This is a genomic window from Polycladomyces subterraneus, from assembly GCF_030433435.1.
Taxonomy (GTDB): Bacteria; Bacillota; Bacilli; order Thermoactinomycetales; family JIR-001; genus Polycladomyces; species Polycladomyces subterraneus.
Genome location: NZ_JANRHH010000037.1, coordinates 17,331 through 34,513, shown reverse-complemented (window position 1 = coordinate 34,513; position 17,183 = coordinate 17,331). Strand labels below are relative to the sequence as shown.

Below are 17,183 nucleotides of genomic sequence, written 5' to 3'. Positions count from 1 at the left end.
TCGGAATGGCACGACGATACATACCGCAAGTACGCTCGGCTGTCTTGCCGGATGATGGGGCATGGACCGAACTGAACGGTGAGGATGTACTGATTTTGTCCGTTACGGAATGGCAGGGTCAATTGAAAGTATCGAGCCGAGGATACGAATACGTTTGGTTGTATGATCGTCAATCCAAAGCGTATATTTTCTGCATCCGGATGTCCGACGGTGAAGAACGGGCGATCGCGTTCCCTCGCGAGCATGCGGGAACTTTGCTCCAGGACGGACGGGCATATGAGCCGTTTACGATCTTGGTGACTGATCAGCCGTTGGACAAGATCGGGGAACAGTCGCAATTTCTGCTGTTCCGGGATGTAAAACTGAAGCGACACCCGGAAGCAGGCTGGTAAAGCATTTGTGGCTGAAAGCCATCAAGAGACTCTGGACCATGGCGTGTCTGGTATTACGTAAGGGGGCAATGTTTTCACAACCGAGCGGAGAACCGGAGAAGAGCGAGAGTTCGCGGCAATTTTCCTTTGAGCGAAGCATATTTTTGCCTGCGTCCTGCGCTCCCTGGTTCGGAGCGGTCATGTCTGCTTCCTTGCAGGGCGCAGGTGGAGCGAGCAGGAAAGTGACGCTAAACCATTATGATCAGACACATTGCTACTGTCCTCCATTTTTTATGCCGTGCCGATACCGAAGGATGTAACGGTGCATCACCCATTCCACCGCACCCATTACCATCCCGATGATGACGGCAGAACCCAATGAGATCCACCAATAGGACAACTCGATCGATCCGACGACCATGACGCTCAGCATAAAAACGGTTCCTGCCACGGTGGATGGACCGTTCCCCAACCAGGGCAAAATCCATCGGTCGGCAAAATGTCCGACGACCGCAAAAAACAATGCCAGAATGAACGGAATCATCGTATGCTGGTAGTGTACGTCGGGCAGCAAATGAGGGGCCGAGTCCAGAATGGTGGCGTAAATGATGAATTTGAGTAATCCGTTCATCTGTTTCCTCCAATTGGCGACGGTTGAATCCCTCCGTCCGGGGTTAATGGATGAAACCGGGGGAATCCTATCAATGAAGGGATAGAAGGAGGGATCCGCCGTGTATTTGACTGACAAGGAGCGCCCCATCATCATCCGGGCGTTGGAAAAAGTGCTGGAGACAGAACCTGCCTATGCACGCGCTGATGAATACAAAAAGTTGCTGGATCGCCTCAAAGCGGAGGATTTGGCTCAATATGAGGCATCCTTGGGTGAAATTCACAGTCATGATTATTATGTGGATGAAGTGTGAGGAATATGAATAGCCGGCCGCTGAACGATGCGGCCGGTTTTTTATGCAGAGCTATGAGGAGTAGCCGGAAACATAAGCGCTAATCAATTTTGGCGCCGACCACTTTCCAGTTTCCATCCGTCTCCGCCTGCACCGTCCCGTGTTCACGGATGTAGTTGGTGATCAATTCGGAGACCTCCACATTGACCTCTCGTACCACCGGTTTTCCGGCAAACATGTTGTATCCGCCACCTCCGCCGGCGCGGTAGTTGTTCAGCACGATTTCATATTCCTTGTTCATGTCCAAAGGTTGACCGTTCATATCGGTCAGTTCGGTGATCCGTTGTCCTTCCGGCTTGGAGACGTCGATGGTGTAGCGAATGCCTTCCCACATGTCGTAATTATAGTGTTGCGGTTTCGGATACTCGAAGATTGGATTGACCGCAATCGGGTCCGAACCGTTGTTTTGCTGAAAATAGGTGGCCGATCGTTCCAATGCGTCTTTGATGTCTTTACCGGTCACTTTGATCACTTTCAGCGTGTTGGGATAAATGTAAGTGCTTAATATATCGCGCACGGTCACATCGGACGGCAGCCCGCGAATATCGTTGCTGAACAGCGCAGTGGAGGAGATTGTGGCACCACTTGCCTCCATCTGTACCCGATTGATGAACTGGATCAATGCCGTATCGTGCGTGCGCGTATACATCGGGTCCTTTACGGTCATGTCACCTTGGATCTTACCGACGGGTTTGTCCAGAAACTCCTGTGTTTGTTTCTCGTAGGATTCGATCAGTTTGAGCACTCCCGGGTCGGGTTGGACTCGGGACGCTTCGAGAAGTTGCGCTTTTTTCTCCTGTACAATCCATTTGCCGTGAGATTGGATCAGTTTCATATCGACCACCGACAGGTGGGACCCCCATTTGTTGGGTTCGGTGATCAGGACACTGTTTACGCGGACATCGGCGATGGGAACATGCATGTGACCGGCCAAAATGACGTCAATCCCCGGCACTTGTGTGGCCAATTGATATACCTGATTCTCCCCGTCGCTTTCCGGTAGAGGGATGATCTCGCCGTTCGGTCCGATTTTGTGTTCCAAACCGCCGTGATAGGAGACGAAGATCACGTCCGCCTTCTCTTTTTTCTTCATAATCGGCACCCATTTTTTCGCTGCCTGCACCACATCCACAAATTCCAGATTCTGAATGTTTTTGGGATCTTCCCAGCGCGGCACAAACTGCGTGGTCAGCCCCAGGACACCGACGCGCAGACCGTTGGGCATTTTGATGATTTTGTACGGCTTGGTGTAGACCTGATCGGTACCCTTCAACAGGGTGTTGGCTGACAACCAGGGGAAATCCGCTTCACCCCGCGCTTTTGTAAACACCTGCGGACCGTAGTTGTATTCATGGTTCCCGATGGCCATCGCATCATATCGCAGATGGTTCATCACCAGCATCATCGGATCGATCGGACGGTTATCCACCCGTGCGTGGTAGTACGCCATCGGCGAACCCTGGATCGTATCACCACTGTCCAGTAGCAGGGCATGCGGATTGCGCTGACGGACTTGTTTGACCAGGGTGGCGATCTTGGCAAGACCGTGGTCTTTCGGTGCATTTTTGGTGTAATCCAGTGGCATGATGTATCCGTGTAGGTCGCTGGTGGACATGATGGTTAACAGCATGCGTCGGGGCGGGGTGTCTTGGGTGGCTTGGGCGACGGGATAAGCTGCGAGGATGAGGGCAAAACAAAAGATGAGGATGATGGACGCCACCCAGCGTGGGGGTTTGAGATTCACACTTTTCTCCTCCTTCTGGATGGAAAGCTTCTCCACGATTCATTTCCAGTCTATCTATTTTGGGACAAAAAGGAAAGAACACTTTGCTGTTGATGATGCATTTCCGTGGAAAGTCGTCTCGCTAATGTTTCTGCATCCTTACGACTAGAGCGTGGCTGATCACTGTTCGCACCAGCCTAACCCGTTCACAAACATTGACAGGCACTCTGTTTTCCGTTACGCTGTTAGTTGGAATTAGGAGCAGGTACTAAACCAGATGGTATGACCGCATCGAAGGCATAGATCCTATATGGAAGGGGAATGAAAGATGGCCAAATTGATGGAAGGTAAGCGGGTGCTGATCATGGGCGTGGCCAACAAGCGGAGCATCGCTTGGGCGATCGCCAAATCCCTGCACAATCAAGGAGCGGAATTGGCGTTTACATACCAAGGTGAACGGTTGGAACGCAAAGTGCGCGAACTGGTGGATGCTGAAATGCCGGGCTCGATGTTGATCGAATGCGATGTTACATCGGACGAACAAATTCAATCAGCCTTTCATAAGATTGAAGAGGAATGGGGCAGCCTGGACGGCTTAGTCCATAGTATCGCTTTTGCCAAGAGCGAAGACCTGAGCGCTCCGTTCTACCAAACTTCGCGTGACGGATACGCCCTGGCGCAAGATATCAGTGCGTACTCTCTGGTCGCCTGTGCCAAAGCAGCCAAACCGCTGATGAAAAACGGTGGCAGCATCATTACCATGACGTATCTGGGATCGGAGCGTGTCCTCCCCAACTACAACGTAATGGGCGTGGCCAAAGCGGCGTTGGAAGCGAGCGTCCGCTATTTAGCCTCTGAGCTGGGACCGGATGGAATCCGGGTGAACGCCATTTCGGCCGGACCGATCCGCACGTTGGCGGCCAAAGGGGTTAAGGACTTCAACTCCATACTGCATGTCGTGGAAGAACGCGCGCCGTTGCGTCGGACGACCGACCCCGCAGAAGTGGGGGATACAGCCCTGTTCTTGTGCAGTGACTTGTCCCGCGGCATTACCGGTGAGGTAATCCATGTGGACGGCGGATTCAATATCATGGGAATGTAAGGTATTTGTCAAAATCTCTCGTTTGGGGTATTGAACTCCCCGTCAAAATGTGATACGTTTGTACTCGTGAAATTGAGCTAGTAGGATCCAGGATTCACTTAAAGGGTTGGGACCTCACAGGACTAACCTTCCCCCGTGGTGAACGAGCAGATCCTAGCGGAATATTGGCTCAAGACCAAATATTTCCTAGGAAGGGGGCCGAAAGGTATGGAATACTCCACTTTCGGAAGACATGTGGCCATGGATGCGTGGGGCGTTGATTTTGATCTGCTCAACGACGCCTCCTGGTTGGAACGCCAAATGGTGGAAGCGGCCAAGAAGTGTGGAGCGACGGTTTTGTCCGTTCAATCCAAACAATTCAAGCCTCAGGGTGCTACGGTTCTGGTATTGCTGTCAGAAAGTCACATTTCTATCCACACCTATCCTGAAAAAGGGTTTGCAGCATTGGACTGCTATACCTGTGGCCACACGGTTGATCCGATGCTGGCGATCGAGCACATGCTGGAAGTCCTGAAGCCGACGCAAGCGTTCCCGAAATTGCTGAAGCGCGGCGAAGGCCCAATCGAGGTCGTTCAACCTATTTTAACTGAGAAAGAAGTTACGGTTTAAAACGATTTGTCAGATGAAAATAAACGCCCCTGACATGGGGCGTCTTTTAAATGCACTCATCTCTTTGTAATCCTAGGAATAGCAGTCCGCATTTGACAAACCTGAATCGATAGGGGAAATAAAAAGCCCACCCGTTGAAATACGGGTGGGCTTTTCTTTATTATTCCTGTGCGATCCGGCGTACAGCGTCGGGATCGGATTGAGCGAGAGCCCGTTCAGACTTGGCTTCGGCTGCGTCGGTTTGTACGCTTCTGATCCGTGCTTTGACTTCCGGAATGGCACCGGCACTCATGGACAGCTCGTCCAGACCCAGTCCGACGAGGATCTCCGTCATGTTCGTGTCACCGGCCAGTTCGCCGCACATACCCACGGGGATACCCGCTTTTTTCCCGGCAAGGCAGGTTTGACGAACCAAACGGAGCACCGCAGGATGGGCAGCGTCGTAGAGATGGGCCACTTGTTCGTTGCCACGGTCGGCGGCCAGCGTGTATTGGGTCAGGTCGTTGGTACCGATGCTCATGAAGTCAACTTCTGGTGCCAGCAAATCGGCTGTTACCGCTGCGGCCGGCACTTCGATCATGATGCCGACAGGAATCGTTTCAGCGACTTGGACGCCTTCATTCACCAGCTCTGCCCGGCATTCGGCCAGCAGTTCTTTGGCTTGACGGATTTCCGAGACATTCTCAATCATTGGGAACATGATCCACAACGTTCCGTGAACGCTGGCACGAAGCAGGGCGCGCAACTGCGTTTTGAAGATCTCCGGGTGGGAGAAACAGAAACGAATCGCGCGATGACCGAGGAACGGGTTTTCTTCCTTGGGCAGGTCTGCATACGGCAGATCCTTGTCTCCTCCGATATCCAGGGTACGAATGATGACCGGATTCGGATTGAACGCTTCCAGGACCCGACGATAAGCTTCGTATTGCTCTTCTTCCGTCGGCCAATGATCGTTCTCCAGATAGAGAAACTCGGTTCGGAACAGTCCAACCCCTTCCGCCCCACTTTGAAGGGCCAGCTCGATATCATTCAGGCTGCCGATGTTGGCAAACACCTGAATCCGTTTGCCGTCGGCCGTGCGGGCATCCTCTTTGGCCGCCGCCAAGGCCTGCTCACGCCGTTCCCGTTGCCGGCGCATTTCCTCCCGTGCCGCCTGTTCGGCCTGCGGGGCAGGATTGCGGGTTACTTCACCCGTCGTTCCGTCCAGAATCAGAGTGTCGCCGTCTTGGATCTGATCAAGCGCTTTTCCGAGTCCCAAGACGGCCGGAATTCCCAGTGTGCGGGCCATGATGGCGGCGTGCGCCGTTTTGCTCCCCCGTGCGGTGATCATGCCGGCGATTCCTTGCGGGAATTGCGCGGTATCCGAGGGGGTCAGCTCCTCAGCCACGACTACGGAACCGGGTTCCAACAGCGACGGATCAAACGGCTGACGCCCTGTGAGAATCAACAGCAAACGGTCGCCTACGTCACGGATGTCATCTGCCCGAGCCTGCATGTATTCGTCAGGCAGAGCGGCCAACATGTCGCTCATTTCCTGTGTGACGGTGGCACAAATCGCTTCGGCGTTTTTCGCTTCGTCGCGGATGCGCCGTTCCATCTCTCCGGTGTAGGCAGGGTCGCTCAGAAATGCCAAGTGAGCGTCAAAAACGGCCGCTTCACTTTCGCCCATCCGTTCGGCTGCGGTTTCCCGCAAACGGCTGATTTGCTCTTGAGCCTGCTCGACCGCTTGCTTCAAACGCGTCACTTCATGTTCCGGATTTTCGACTGTTTGAACGGTAAACTCAGGCCGTTCCTTACGCCACCACACGGCACGACCGATCGCCAAACCGGGGGCCGCACCGATGCCTTTCAACAGTTGGTCGGTTTGCATGTCAATCCCTCTTTTCGTCGACAATCCCGTTTTTGCTCAGATGAAGGCGGTTTAGCAGTTTAGAACGTGATTTTGATAAATCAATGGATCAATGTGGCGATCCGGGAACCCTTTCCCCGAGTCGTTCTCCACGCGGTGGAGTCACTCTCGGGGAAAGGGTTCCCTCCATTCACCACTTGCCAGACACGTCCTAGAAATGGAGGTGATCCCCCTCCATCAACTTGTTATTCTCCCAAGTTTTCCAGACGCTCCACCAGCGCGGACACAGCTTGTTCGGCATCCGCTCCTTCGGCGCGAATCGTGATTTCATCCCCTTGTTTAACTGCCAAGGACATCACGCCAAGCAAGCTTTTGGCATCTACTTCTTTTCCGGCTTTAACCAAGGTGATTTTGCTTTCGAATTTGCTCGCTTCTTGCACCAGCAACGAAGCCGGACGAGCGTGCAAACCGCTTGGATGTTGAATGGTCAGCTTTTTTTCCGTCATGTGCCATCACTCCGCTTGTTCTAATTTTTCTACTCGCGTTTTGAGGTCCGCGATCACTCGATAGTTGTTCACCAACCGCTTGATCAGGTTTAATTCCGCCATGGCGGTCATCAAGTGGTCCTGTGCATGGATGACGAGAAACGGAGCGGCGGTGTCATGGGTGTTGTCGGAGTCGGTTTGTACCAGTTCCGTTTGATACCGGTGACCGGCGGCCAACTCTTCATCCGCTTTTTTTAGGTGGTGTTCCGCAGTGACGAAATCGAAGTTTTCAGCTGCATCCAGTGCTTCGTACGCTTCTCCGCGGGCATTGCCGCCGTGAAGGACGATATGAAAGATGATTTCCTCCAGGGTCAACGCTTTCACTCCTTCGGTGGCAGGATCCGCCATTGTGACCAAGTCCGAACGGCGGAGGGACGTGGTCAGGTGCATAGCATGAGGAAGTCTGATCTTCTATCATTCAGGTAAGCGTTCATCCTGTTGAATCAACCGCAATACCTGTTCCAATACCCGGTCACCGTCCATGGTGGCGAAAGCGACCGGATCGACCAGATCCCATGGGATGCCACGTTCACTTGCCGCTTTGGACACCTCTTTTTTCAAGTGGCGCACTTGCGGTTCCAGCAGGGCGACATCACATTTTTTTTGCCCTTGTTTGAAGGCGCTGATGCCGTCTGCATCCGCTACCAAGGAGATCCCGCGTCGGTCGGCGGCTTCCTGCACCTGCTTGGCCAACCGGCTGGAGGTAGCACCCCAACTGCACAAGATCAGCAATCGGATCGGTTCTTTCATTAAAATCCCTCCGCGTATTGAATGGGTGTGTGAGACAACCGCCGACAAACGATACCTGCACCGGAGCACTTGATGTATAGGATAGAACCCGTCTACAGTTTTGGGAACAAAAACGAGGGAATCACCCCTTATTTTAACGCAAGTTTCATGCCAATTATCAATAGAAGCTCGCCAATTTGCAAACAAGAAATAGTGTGCAATTTTCGGTTGCACACTAGAATGTGTCTGGTCGTTCCGGAAAGAGACAATGTTTTCCCAGGCGAGCAACTGGCCAAGCCGGCCAAGCGAAGACCCGGAAAGCACAGGAATGAAATCGTGGGCATTAAGCGAAGCGTACTTTGCCCGCGTCCTGCGCTCCGGGTCTGAAGCGGTGATATCTGCTTCCTTGCAGGGCTCAGGTGGAGCAAGCGGGGGAGGCAATTGGACAGTAATCACCAGACATGCCCTAGTACCAAAGCCCTGTTTGTTTCGAGTGTGTACTTTTTCCTTCTCGTTTTCCCCGCTCCATACGATCGGATAGGGGGGACCGCAAGATAACGCGAATGTAAGCCATTACAAGAATTTGATTGTAACAGTTTGGTCAAAAACGGTCATGTCGACGGGGAGCGGCGTGACAATCCGCACAGATGTATGGCCATTTGTTCCGGAATGGACACGGAGAAGGTCTGGGACAATGTATCCAATACACGCTGCCATGCGCGAATGTTGGACGGAGATACCTCAGATGGCTGACTGTCTGATTCCGGTTGCGGACACTCCGGAATTTGTCCGTCTAATCGGGCACCAATCCATTGGTCAATCCAGGTGCCCACGTGCATCCACAATCCCAATTCTCTGTCCGCCGAGAGGTCAAATTGCTCCCGCACCACGTCCATCTCTTTTTGCATGATTCGGCAAAACAACCTCGGATTGAGATGGCGGGACGTTTCCAACAACCCTTGTTCCACCAAGGAGGGAATCCGGTCATATGTCAAACGGTCGGACCGAGAAGGGAAGATGGTAGCGGTCCGCGTGGCTGAAAGCAATTGTTTCAGCCGCCCCACGCCTTCCGGCTGTAACATTTCCCATGCAGGAAGATAAGGAACACCCGGCAGTTCCGGCGCAACGGTGCCGACAACTGCGATCAGTCGGTGCGTGCGGGCAAGGTGTTCTAACAAGGGGGAGCGTCGGCTTTCCGGATCGATCCGGACAGAACGAATGGTCACGTCGCGATCCGCATCGGGCAGATGTTCCCTCAGCCAGTTTTCCAATGTGACGGCGGCCCCTTCACCGGTGTAACAGACCGTGGCGATAATGCGGCTTGGAGGACGATCCGACAGGGTAGTTGGCAATTGCGCTGCCCGGCGAACGGCATCTGCGACTTCCTCCAGTCGGTTTTCCGTATACAATGCCTTTCGTCCGGCTTCGATCACCATGGGCAGGCTGACGTGAGGAACCGTCTCCACCGCTATGCCCAATTCACGGCTGATTGCTTCCCCCATGGTGGTCAAAGAGCCGATATCCACCAACAGCAACACGCCGGCCCCTTGATCGATCTGTCGCACGGTTTGCTTAATCCGTTCAAATGCGACGGATGAAGGTTGATGAAGCGGCATATCGACGGCATGAATCACGGGAGATCCCAGCAGACTGTTGGTCACGTCGGCCATCGAATGCGCGGCGGATTCTCCGTGCATGGCTACCAGAACGGCCACCCGGCGTTCTGGGGATTGTTTCTGGTCTCGTGGAGAGAGGATGAGTGCAATCAATTTGACTTCCCTTGCAGGTAAATCCAATCCCCAGCGCGCTTTGATATGGGTGGCGATACATTCCGCAGCACGGATATACGGATCAGGGGCCGGTGGAATTTCCGGTAGGGAAGACAGGTTTCTTCTCCGCTCAGGGTCGTTCAGCCAAGCTTGCATGTGAAGCCCCACAGCGGTCAATTGATGGACGCCCACCGGAGAAGGCAAGAACGCTTCCGCCTCGGAAACCGCTTCGTGCAGAATCTTGTACAATTCCGGTTCGATCAGGCGAGCGCCTCCCGACAAATCGTCCACATCCTGACGGGAAGTTTGCATCAATACACGGACATATTGATCCACCACTTCCTCCAGTGATTGTGACATTCGGGTATCATTCGCTCCACTTTCCTGCATTGTCTGTTTGCGGCGCACCAGTTGTTCATATATATTGGGGATCTGATCCGCCTTCCTCTGCTTGCGGGGAAGAGGTTTTCCGTCAATTGTGGCCGTTTTCTTCGAGGCTTCCTGCAACACCGTCTGGGGCAAATCCTCGATCGTGACAGTGACGCGCGGCCCGGGCTGTTGAAGGTGACGCAGAAAAGCGCGGGCACAGGCGATTTGTACGTCAGATTGCAATTGACCGATGTTCCCCTTGCAGGGGTAAGTCAACAGCATCTGTCGGCATTCGTCGCTCAGGGTAAGCGGAGCGCCCATCTTTTCTTCTTCTCGCTCCAAAAACCGGCGCAACAATATTTCCCGCTCTTCACGTGTGCGTTCGCGCAATGGCGGGAGGGTAACTTTGACGGAAAAGCGCCGGTAGAGCGTTGGCAACAGCACGGTTTCCGGTGTTTCGGTGGTGGCGCCGATCAACAGGACACGGGCGCGGCGTTCCATAGTGGTTTCTCCCAAACGACGAAACACGCCCTGATCGATGAGATAAAACAGCATTTCCTGGCCAGCAGGAGGAAGACGATGGATTTCGTCCAGGAACAGGACACCACCGTCGGCCCGTTCCACCAGCCCCGGCCGATCATTGACGGCACCGGTGAAAGCACCCTTCTTGACACCGAACAATTGTCCCATGAGCAATTCGGGATTTTGGGCGTACTCGGCACAGTTAAATGCGACGAACGGGGCGTCGTGCCGCAATCTGCCTCTCTCCGCCGCAATCCGGTACAAAGTGTGGGCCAAATGGCTCTTCCCCGTTCCGGTCTCACCGGTTATCAGCATGGGTAATCCGTGCGGAGGGTACATCACTGCGGCGAGTGCTTCCTCCAAAACCGAGCGCAAACTGTGTTTGGCCCCAACGATGTCGGTAAAAAGTTCACCAACTGAAGCTTGTCGGGAAGAGGGGGACATGGAATCCGGCGCCCCTTTGCCGGAGTTTTCCTCTGTTTTCGCGGGAGGGTGAGGGAGATATTTCACAGGTCGTCCGGGAATTTTGCGTGCTTTTCCCTCTCTGACCAATTCGTTGAGATAACGACTGGCTGTGGATCGATCCAAATACAACTCCCGCCCCATCTGTTCCGCGCTGATCCCGTGGGGGTACTGTTCACTTAATGATCGCAACGTGTTTTCGACCAGATCCGTTTTTTTCATGGGTAACTCCTCCCGTTCCTTCTTATCATACACACTTTGCACACTATAGACCAGCTGTGAGCGCATGGGAATTATTGGGTTTGTGGGGGAGGGGTTACTGGGAGCTGATCCATTGATTGATCAGACACAATACGATACGGGGAGAGAGGGATCATGTTTTTCCCCGAAGTGAAGGGATGAGATGTAGCGAGAAGCCCACGGCGACCAAAGGGAGTGCCTCTGGTGCTTCAGCCGTGTGGGCAAATTACATGTCTGAGTTTGTTGATGACAATCAAAACCAAAGGTAGAATCATGGGAGGAAAACAAATAAAAAGGGTGAAGGGCATGCGATTGTTGGAAGCGGTGTTGCAACACAATGCGTCGTTTGTGGAAGGAAAAGGATATGAACCGTATAGGACGAGCAGATACCCGGATAAAAAAATGGCGGTACTCTCTTGTATGGATACGCGTTTGACGGAATTGTTGCCCAAAGCGATGAATCTTAAAAACGGCGATGCGAAAATCGTCAAAAATGCAGGAGCAGTCATCACCGATCCGTTTGACAGTGTGGTGCGCAGTCTGTTGGTCGCCGTCATTGAACTGGGAGCGGAAGAAGTGTTTATCGTGGCCCACCACGGTTGCGGCATGGGTGCTATTCAGCCAGAAAAAACACTGGAAAAAATGGTGAACCGCGGAGTATCCGCCGACGCGGTGCTGACACTGCAAGGAGCGGGAGTGGATTTGCACCAATGGCTGGAAGGGTTTAAATCAGTGGAGGAAAGCGTGAAAAAAAGTGTGCAAATGTTGCGGCAGCATCCGTTGTTTCCGCCGGATGTGCCTGTTCACGGTCTGGTCATCGATCCGGAGACGGGCAAGCTGGATCTGGTGGTGGATGGATACAAAGAATGACCTTTTCCCACGAGTGACCTTTGAGCATAAAGCAACAAAAGCGAGAGAACATGGGGAACCTAGCATCTTGAAGGGATAGCAATTTGCTTGCGTTCCAGGAGTTTTGCTGAAAAAAAGCCCAGCGGCACAAACCGCTGGGCTTTTTTCTTACGGTTATGGTGTGGTGGGCGGGGAGGCATTGTTGGATGAACCGGTGCCACCCGTTTGGCCAGTATCGCTTCCCGTTTGACCAGTACCGCCACCGGTTTGACCGGTATCGCCACCGGTTTGACCGGTATCGCCACCGATTTGACCGGTATCGCCACCTGGTTGACCAGTACCGCCGCCCGTTTGGCCAGTATCGCCACCGGTTTGGCCAGTGTCGCCACCCGTTTGACCAGTACCGCCACCGGTTTGGCCAGTGTCGCCACCCTGTTGACCGGTGTTACCCGGTTGATCCATGTTGCCAGGATGATCGGTATTCCCTGGTTGTTGTGTCGGCGGCTCGTGATGTTGGTTATCCGTATTCTGATCTTGATTTTGGTTCTGATCCGACTGATGATCCGTCACTGGAGGCGTCCAAGATGAGCCGCCGTCTCCGCCCAAGGCGTCAAATTTGAAGTGGGAAACTTTTCTTTTGGCCAGTGCCTTACTCATCACGACGGAAAAGAATTTGGCTGGATACTTGCCGCCCGACAATTCCACCATATTGTCCTGTTTGCCGTTGTTGAAAAACGCCACCGCCATGACGTATTCCGGAGTGTAACCGACAAACCAAGCCTCTTTCCCGTGTTGGGTGGTTCCCGTTTTACCGGCCACATCACGCCCGTCAGGCAGTTGAGCTGCTTTGGCCGTTCCGTTTTGCACGACGTATTCCAGGATTTTCGTCATCAATTGTGCAGTTCGTTTGCTGTAGACCTGTTTGACTTCGACCGGACGGTCCAGTTCCTTTTCTTCGTTGTCCCGGCTGACGATTTTGGTAATAGCGTGCGCTTCGTACATCTGGCCGTTATTGGCGAAGGAGGAGTACGCTTGCGCCATTTGCACCGTGTTGACGCCGTGATTCATTCCGCCCAGTGCCATCGCCGCCAACGAGCGGTCTTCCTTGTCCGGATTCAACCCCAACTTTTGGGCATATTTGTAGGCCGTTTTCAATCCCACTTTTTCATTGAGAAGCCAGACCGTCGCCACGTTGAGTGATTTGGCGGCCACCGTTTTCAGCGGTACATAACCGTGAAACTGGTGATCGTAGTTGTCGGGTGAATATCCACCGACCGAGTATGGTTCATCCCGTACAGGCGTGTTCGGCCCATATCCTTTTTTCTCAATGGCCGGAGCGAACACGGTTAGGGGCTTGATCGACGACCCAGGCTGCATAGGCTGAGTTGCGAAGTTGATGTACCCCGGCAGGTAGTTGCGTCCGCCGGCCATCGCCACGATCTGTCCATTGTGCTGGTCAACGATCGTCGCCCCGGCATCCAGTTGATCGTGGTTTTTGAACAGCGACGGATCTTTCATCGCTTGCTCGAGCGCATTCTGTGCATCGGGATCCAGACCTGTGTATACCCTGTAACCGCCGCTGGTCAGTTCCTGTTCGCTGATGTGATATAGCCTTTTCGCTTCTTCGATGACGTAGTGTTTGTAGGCAGCGTATTTGTCTTTCTTGATGTACTTTTTGAGATTGTCCCGATTGACAACCAATGGTTTCTTGGAGTAATACTCTCGTTGTTTTTCGGTGATCAGGCCCGCATCTTCCATCTTTTTCAGCACGATGTTGCGTCGCTTCAGAGCCAGTTTTGGGTTGTAGTATGGGTTGTACCCCTCGGGCGACTGCGGCAGACCGGCCAGCAGGGCAATTTGGTCGATACTCAGATCTTCTTTGGTGATATCTTTGCCGAAATAGATCTTGGCAGCCATTTTGACGCCACGGACGTTGTTGCCCAAGTAAATGTAGTTGAGATACGCTTCCAGAATCTCGTCCTTGGTGTATTTGCTCTCCAGGTTCAACGCGATGGCGATTTCGTTCAGTTTCCGCCAGATCGTTTTGTCCCGGTTGTCCAAAATGGCGTTTCGCGCCACCTGCATGGTGATCGTACTGCCGCCCTCGGCGTTGCTCATCGTCAGGATGTCCTTGACCAATGCCCGGGCCAATCCTTTATAGTCAACACCGCTGTGTTCGTAGAAGCGGCGGTCCTCCACAGCGACGAACGCTTTCGGCAGCATGGGCGATTTGATGTCTTTCAGCTTCACGTATTCCAGAGGGGCGTCGCCTAATGTGGCAAAGCGAGTGCCGTTTCGGTCGTAAAGACCGGAGGCGAAATCCATCTTTTTCAGGTCGTTTAGATCGTATACCGTCGTTACCATCAAGACCGCGATGGTAGAAATAATGATCAATAAAAAGGAAGTAAGGAAGACCAGAAGCCACCATTTTTTGCTCGCTTTGAAGTTAAGAAGATATTTTAAATAAAACTTCGGAAATCGTGAATTCATCCCATCACCCCTCCTAAACAATATATAACATAACTGGTAGACCGGGAATTTGAAACTTGTATAACATTCACGGCAGTCTCATGCTGTGACGGACGATATGTGTACGATATCTCCCGATTCCTCTTTTTTTCTCCACATATACATTTATTCGTAAGCGTGTGTTTTTTTCCGCCATGTTTTCCCGGGAATATAGAAAGCAGTAGACAGCATGGCTGGACGCAAGTTTTTGCCCGTGTTATACTCGAAAAGAGTGTTATGTTAACCATTTGATATTAATAAGTTAACATTAATAGGAGGGGAAACATGGCCCGGGTGACGACCCGATATGCTGAACTGTTGGAGAAAAACCGGCGGTATTTGTGGAATCCCTTCACCCAAATGAAGGAATATTTGGACGATGAACCTGTCATCGTCGAACGGGGCGAAGGAGTAAAACTGATCGACGTCAACGGCAGGGAGTATTACGACGGCAATGCTTCAGTCTGGCTTAACGTTCACGGTCACAACCGACGGGAACTAAATGAGGCGATCACGGAACAACTGGGAAAAATCGCCCATTCCACCTTGCTGGGGGCAGCCAACGTGCCTGCGTTGGAGTTGGCGGAGCGATTGGTGCAGCTGACGCCGGACGGACTGAACAAGGTGTTTTATTCGGATAGCGGGGCTGAAGCGGTGGAAGTTGCCCTCAAAATGGCGTTTTTGTACTGGAAACACCGTGGCCGTCCGGAGAAACGGCTGTTTTTGGGAATGACGAACGCTTACCACGGGGATACGGTCGGGGCGGTCAGTGTAGGTGGGATCGATTTGTTTCATGCGTCATTTGACGCCCTCCTGTTTGAGACGGAAAAAGTGCCCTATCCCTACACGTACCGGTATCCCGGAAGTGAGGAAGAATGCGTTGAGGCCTGTTTGGAAGCGTTGCGGCGGAAGTTGGAGGAAAAGGCGGATGTCATCGCCGCACTGATTGTCGAACCGATTGTACAAGGCGCGGGCGGCATCATCACCATGCCACCGGGATTCCTAAAATCTGTTTCTGATTTGTGCAAACAGTACGACGTATTATGGATCGCTGACGAGGTGGCTACCGGATTCGGTCGAACCGGCAGGATGTTCGCATGTGAACACGAGGGAGTGACCCCCGATCTGATGGCGCTGGGTAAAAAGATCACCGGCGGTTATTTGCCGGTAGCGGCGACATTAGCCACAGATGAAATCTATGACGCATTTTACGGAGATTACGCTGAGTGTAAAACCTTCTTTCACGGTCATTCCTACACGGGCAATCCGCTCGGATGTGCGGTGGCGCTGGCTAATCTGGATCTATACGAACGGGAGAATCTGATCACACACGTGCAGGAAGTAGCCGAACATGTAGCCCGAGAGTTGGCTCGTTTCCATGAGTTGCTTCATGTGGGCGACGTCAGGCAGCGCGGACTGATGATCGGCATTGAATTGGTGCGGGATAAAAAGACCAAGGAACCGTACTCATGGGAAGAAGCGATCGGTGTCAGGGTATGTCGTCGGGCGCGTGATTTGGGCTTGATCACCCGTCCACTGGACAATGTGATCACCTTCTTGCCGCCGTTGGCCGTCCGTAAGCAGGAAACGACGGAGATGCTGGACATCTTGTATCGAGCCATTGCCGAGGTGACCGGTCGATGACGCGCGGACTTTTTGTGACGGCAACGGATACGGAAGTGGGCAAAACTGTGGTCACGGCGGGTTTGGCATTGGCACTCCAGGAACAGGGCTTACGCGTCGGCGTGATGAAACCGGTACAAAGCGGGCATTTGGGAGACGCCCCCGAAGGGGACGGGGGACGTTTGAAGCGGTGGACCGGAGTGGAAGCGAAACCGGAGGAAATCGTGCCATATTCGTTTTCTCTGCCAGTGGCTCCTTGGATCGCCGCTCGTACTGCTGGTGTCACGGTAGATAAAACCGGGTTGGTTGAGCGCATCCGCACGATGGCGGAACGATACGACCTGCTGTTGGTGGAAGGAGCGGGCGGCTTGTTGGCGCCGGTCGGTCCCGATTGGACGATGGCGGATCTCGCGATGGAGTTGGGATGGCCCCTCGTGATCGTCGCCCGTCCCAATCTGGGAACTGTGAACCATACGGTGCTTACCTTGGAGGCGGCACGCAGTCGGGGACTCCAACCGTTGGGTGTGATTCTCAACGGGTACCGCGAAGGGGACCAGGACCCCAGCCTCGAGGCCAATCCGGAAATGATCGAGCGGTTTGGCGGAGCACCTGTGTTGGGCCGGATTCCGTGGATGACGGAACCGATGACAGCGGAAAAGCTGCGGGACGTATTTACCCGTGCATTGGATGGTGGTGGTGCACTGATGGAAAGGCTCCGGTCAACTGCCTGGGTTGAGTGAAAAACCCATTCTCAAGGACCACGATTATCAGACACCGCTCACGTTGTTGGTATACGGTGCAAACCCATCTCCTGGGCGGGCAATCCGCATCCGTTGAACAAGAGAAGGGTGACCATATCTCGATACCGACCTTTTCACGAAGTGAAACAGGAGAGAGAACGCCTGAGGCGGTCCTAGTGATAAATCAACAGCTGCGAATTGCGAACATTTC

15 protein-coding genes are annotated in these 17,183 nt (G+C 53.2%); 7 read left to right on the top strand and 8 right to left on the bottom strand.

The annotated features are described in order from the left end of the window. The first annotated feature begins 5 nt into the window (after positions 1–5). On the top strand, positions 6–392 hold the full coding sequence (locus NWF35_RS10260; protein ID WP_301238964.1) for a hypothetical protein: 387 nt from the start codon (positions 6–8) through the stop codon (positions 390–392). 253 nt (positions 393–645) lie between these two features. Here NWF35_RS10260 and NWF35_RS10255 read toward each other — a convergent pair whose 3' ends face one another. Then, positions 646–1,002 carry a DUF2512 family protein gene (locus tag NWF35_RS10255; RefSeq protein ID WP_301238963.1) on the bottom strand — a complete coding sequence of 119 codons (357 nt, stop codon included), beginning with the start codon at positions 1,000–1,002 and terminating at the stop codon, positions 646–648. A gap of 100 nt (positions 1,003–1,102) precedes the next feature. Here NWF35_RS10255 and NWF35_RS10250 point away from each other — a divergent pair, with 100 nt between their 5' ends. Then, positions 1,103–1,294: a hypothetical protein gene (locus NWF35_RS10250; protein WP_301238962.1), complete on the top strand. Its 192-nt coding sequence runs from the start codon at positions 1,103–1,105 to the stop codon at positions 1,292–1,294. A gap of 79 nt (positions 1,295–1,373) precedes the next feature. Here NWF35_RS10250 and NWF35_RS10245 read toward each other — a convergent pair whose 3' ends face one another. Then, on the bottom strand, positions 1,374–3,077 hold the full coding sequence (locus tag NWF35_RS10245; protein WP_301238961.1) for a bifunctional metallophosphatase/5'-nucleotidase: 1,704 nt from the start codon (positions 3,075–3,077) through the stop codon (positions 1,374–1,376). Between the two features lie 307 nt (positions 3,078–3,384). On the opposite strand from NWF35_RS10245, the gene fabI reads away from it, so the two are divergent. Continuing rightward, positions 3,385–4,158: an enoyl-ACP reductase FabI gene (gene fabI / locus NWF35_RS10240; protein WP_301238960.1), complete on the top strand. Its 774-nt coding sequence runs from the start codon at positions 3,385–3,387 to the stop codon at positions 4,156–4,158. A gap of 207 nt (positions 4,159–4,365) precedes the next feature. Next, entirely contained in the window at positions 4,366–4,767 is a 402-nt protein-coding gene (gene speD / locus NWF35_RS10235; protein ID WP_301238959.1) for an adenosylmethionine decarboxylase, read from the top strand. 160 nt (positions 4,768–4,927) lie between these two features. On the opposite strand, the gene ptsP is transcribed toward speD, so the two are convergent. From ptsP to NWF35_RS10210, 5 genes are all read right to left on the bottom strand, one after another. After that, entirely contained in the window at positions 4,928–6,637 is a 1,710-nt protein-coding gene (gene ptsP, locus NWF35_RS10230) for a phosphoenolpyruvate--protein phosphotransferase (RefSeq protein WP_301238958.1), read from the bottom strand. Between the two features lie 224 nt (positions 6,638–6,861). Then, the gene (locus tag NWF35_RS10225; protein ID WP_301238957.1) at positions 6,862–7,122 is read right to left on the bottom strand and encodes an HPr family phosphocarrier protein; all 261 of its coding nucleotides are present in this window, start codon (positions 7,120–7,122) and stop codon (positions 6,862–6,864) included. Between the two features lie 6 nt (positions 7,123–7,128). Next, positions 7,129–7,509, bottom strand: a complete 381-nt coding sequence (locus tag NWF35_RS10220) for a PTS lactose/cellobiose transporter subunit IIA (RefSeq protein ID WP_301238956.1) — start codon at positions 7,507–7,509, stop codon at positions 7,129–7,131. A gap of 66 nt (positions 7,510–7,575) precedes the next feature. Continuing rightward, on the bottom strand, positions 7,576–7,911 hold the full coding sequence (locus NWF35_RS10215) for a PTS sugar transporter subunit IIB (RefSeq protein ID WP_301238955.1): 336 nt from the start codon (positions 7,909–7,911) through the stop codon (positions 7,576–7,578). A gap of 590 nt (positions 7,912–8,501) precedes the next feature. Further along, the gene (locus tag NWF35_RS10210; protein ID WP_301238954.1) at positions 8,502–11,234 is read right to left on the bottom strand and encodes a sigma 54-interacting transcriptional regulator; all 2,733 of its coding nucleotides are present in this window, start codon (positions 11,232–11,234) and stop codon (positions 8,502–8,504) included. A 324-nt stretch (positions 11,235–11,558) separates the two neighbouring features. Between NWF35_RS10210 and NWF35_RS10205 the strand changes: the two genes are divergently transcribed. Beyond that, the gene (locus tag NWF35_RS10205) at positions 11,559–12,122 is read left to right on the top strand and encodes a beta-class carbonic anhydrase (protein ID WP_301238953.1); all 564 of its coding nucleotides are present in this window, start codon (positions 11,559–11,561) and stop codon (positions 12,120–12,122) included. A 153-nt stretch (positions 12,123–12,275) separates the two neighbouring features. On the opposite strand, the gene NWF35_RS10200 is transcribed toward NWF35_RS10205, so the two are convergent. Next, positions 12,276–14,591, bottom strand: coding sequence for a transglycosylase domain-containing protein (locus NWF35_RS10200; RefSeq protein WP_301238952.1), 2,316 nt, complete (start codon positions 14,589–14,591; stop codon positions 12,276–12,278). 303 nt (positions 14,592–14,894) lie between these two features. Here NWF35_RS10200 and bioA point away from each other — a divergent pair, with 303 nt between their 5' ends. Beyond that, positions 14,895–16,253, top strand: coding sequence for an adenosylmethionine--8-amino-7-oxononanoate transaminase (gene bioA / locus NWF35_RS10195; RefSeq protein WP_301238951.1), 1,359 nt, complete (start codon positions 14,895–14,897; stop codon positions 16,251–16,253). Next, entirely contained in the window at positions 16,250–16,972 is a 723-nt protein-coding gene (gene bioD, locus NWF35_RS10190) for a dethiobiotin synthase (RefSeq protein ID WP_301238950.1), read from the top strand. The genes bioA and bioD overlap by 4 nt, the downstream gene beginning before the upstream one ends. The last annotated feature ends 211 nt before the right edge of the window (positions 16,973–17,183 follow it).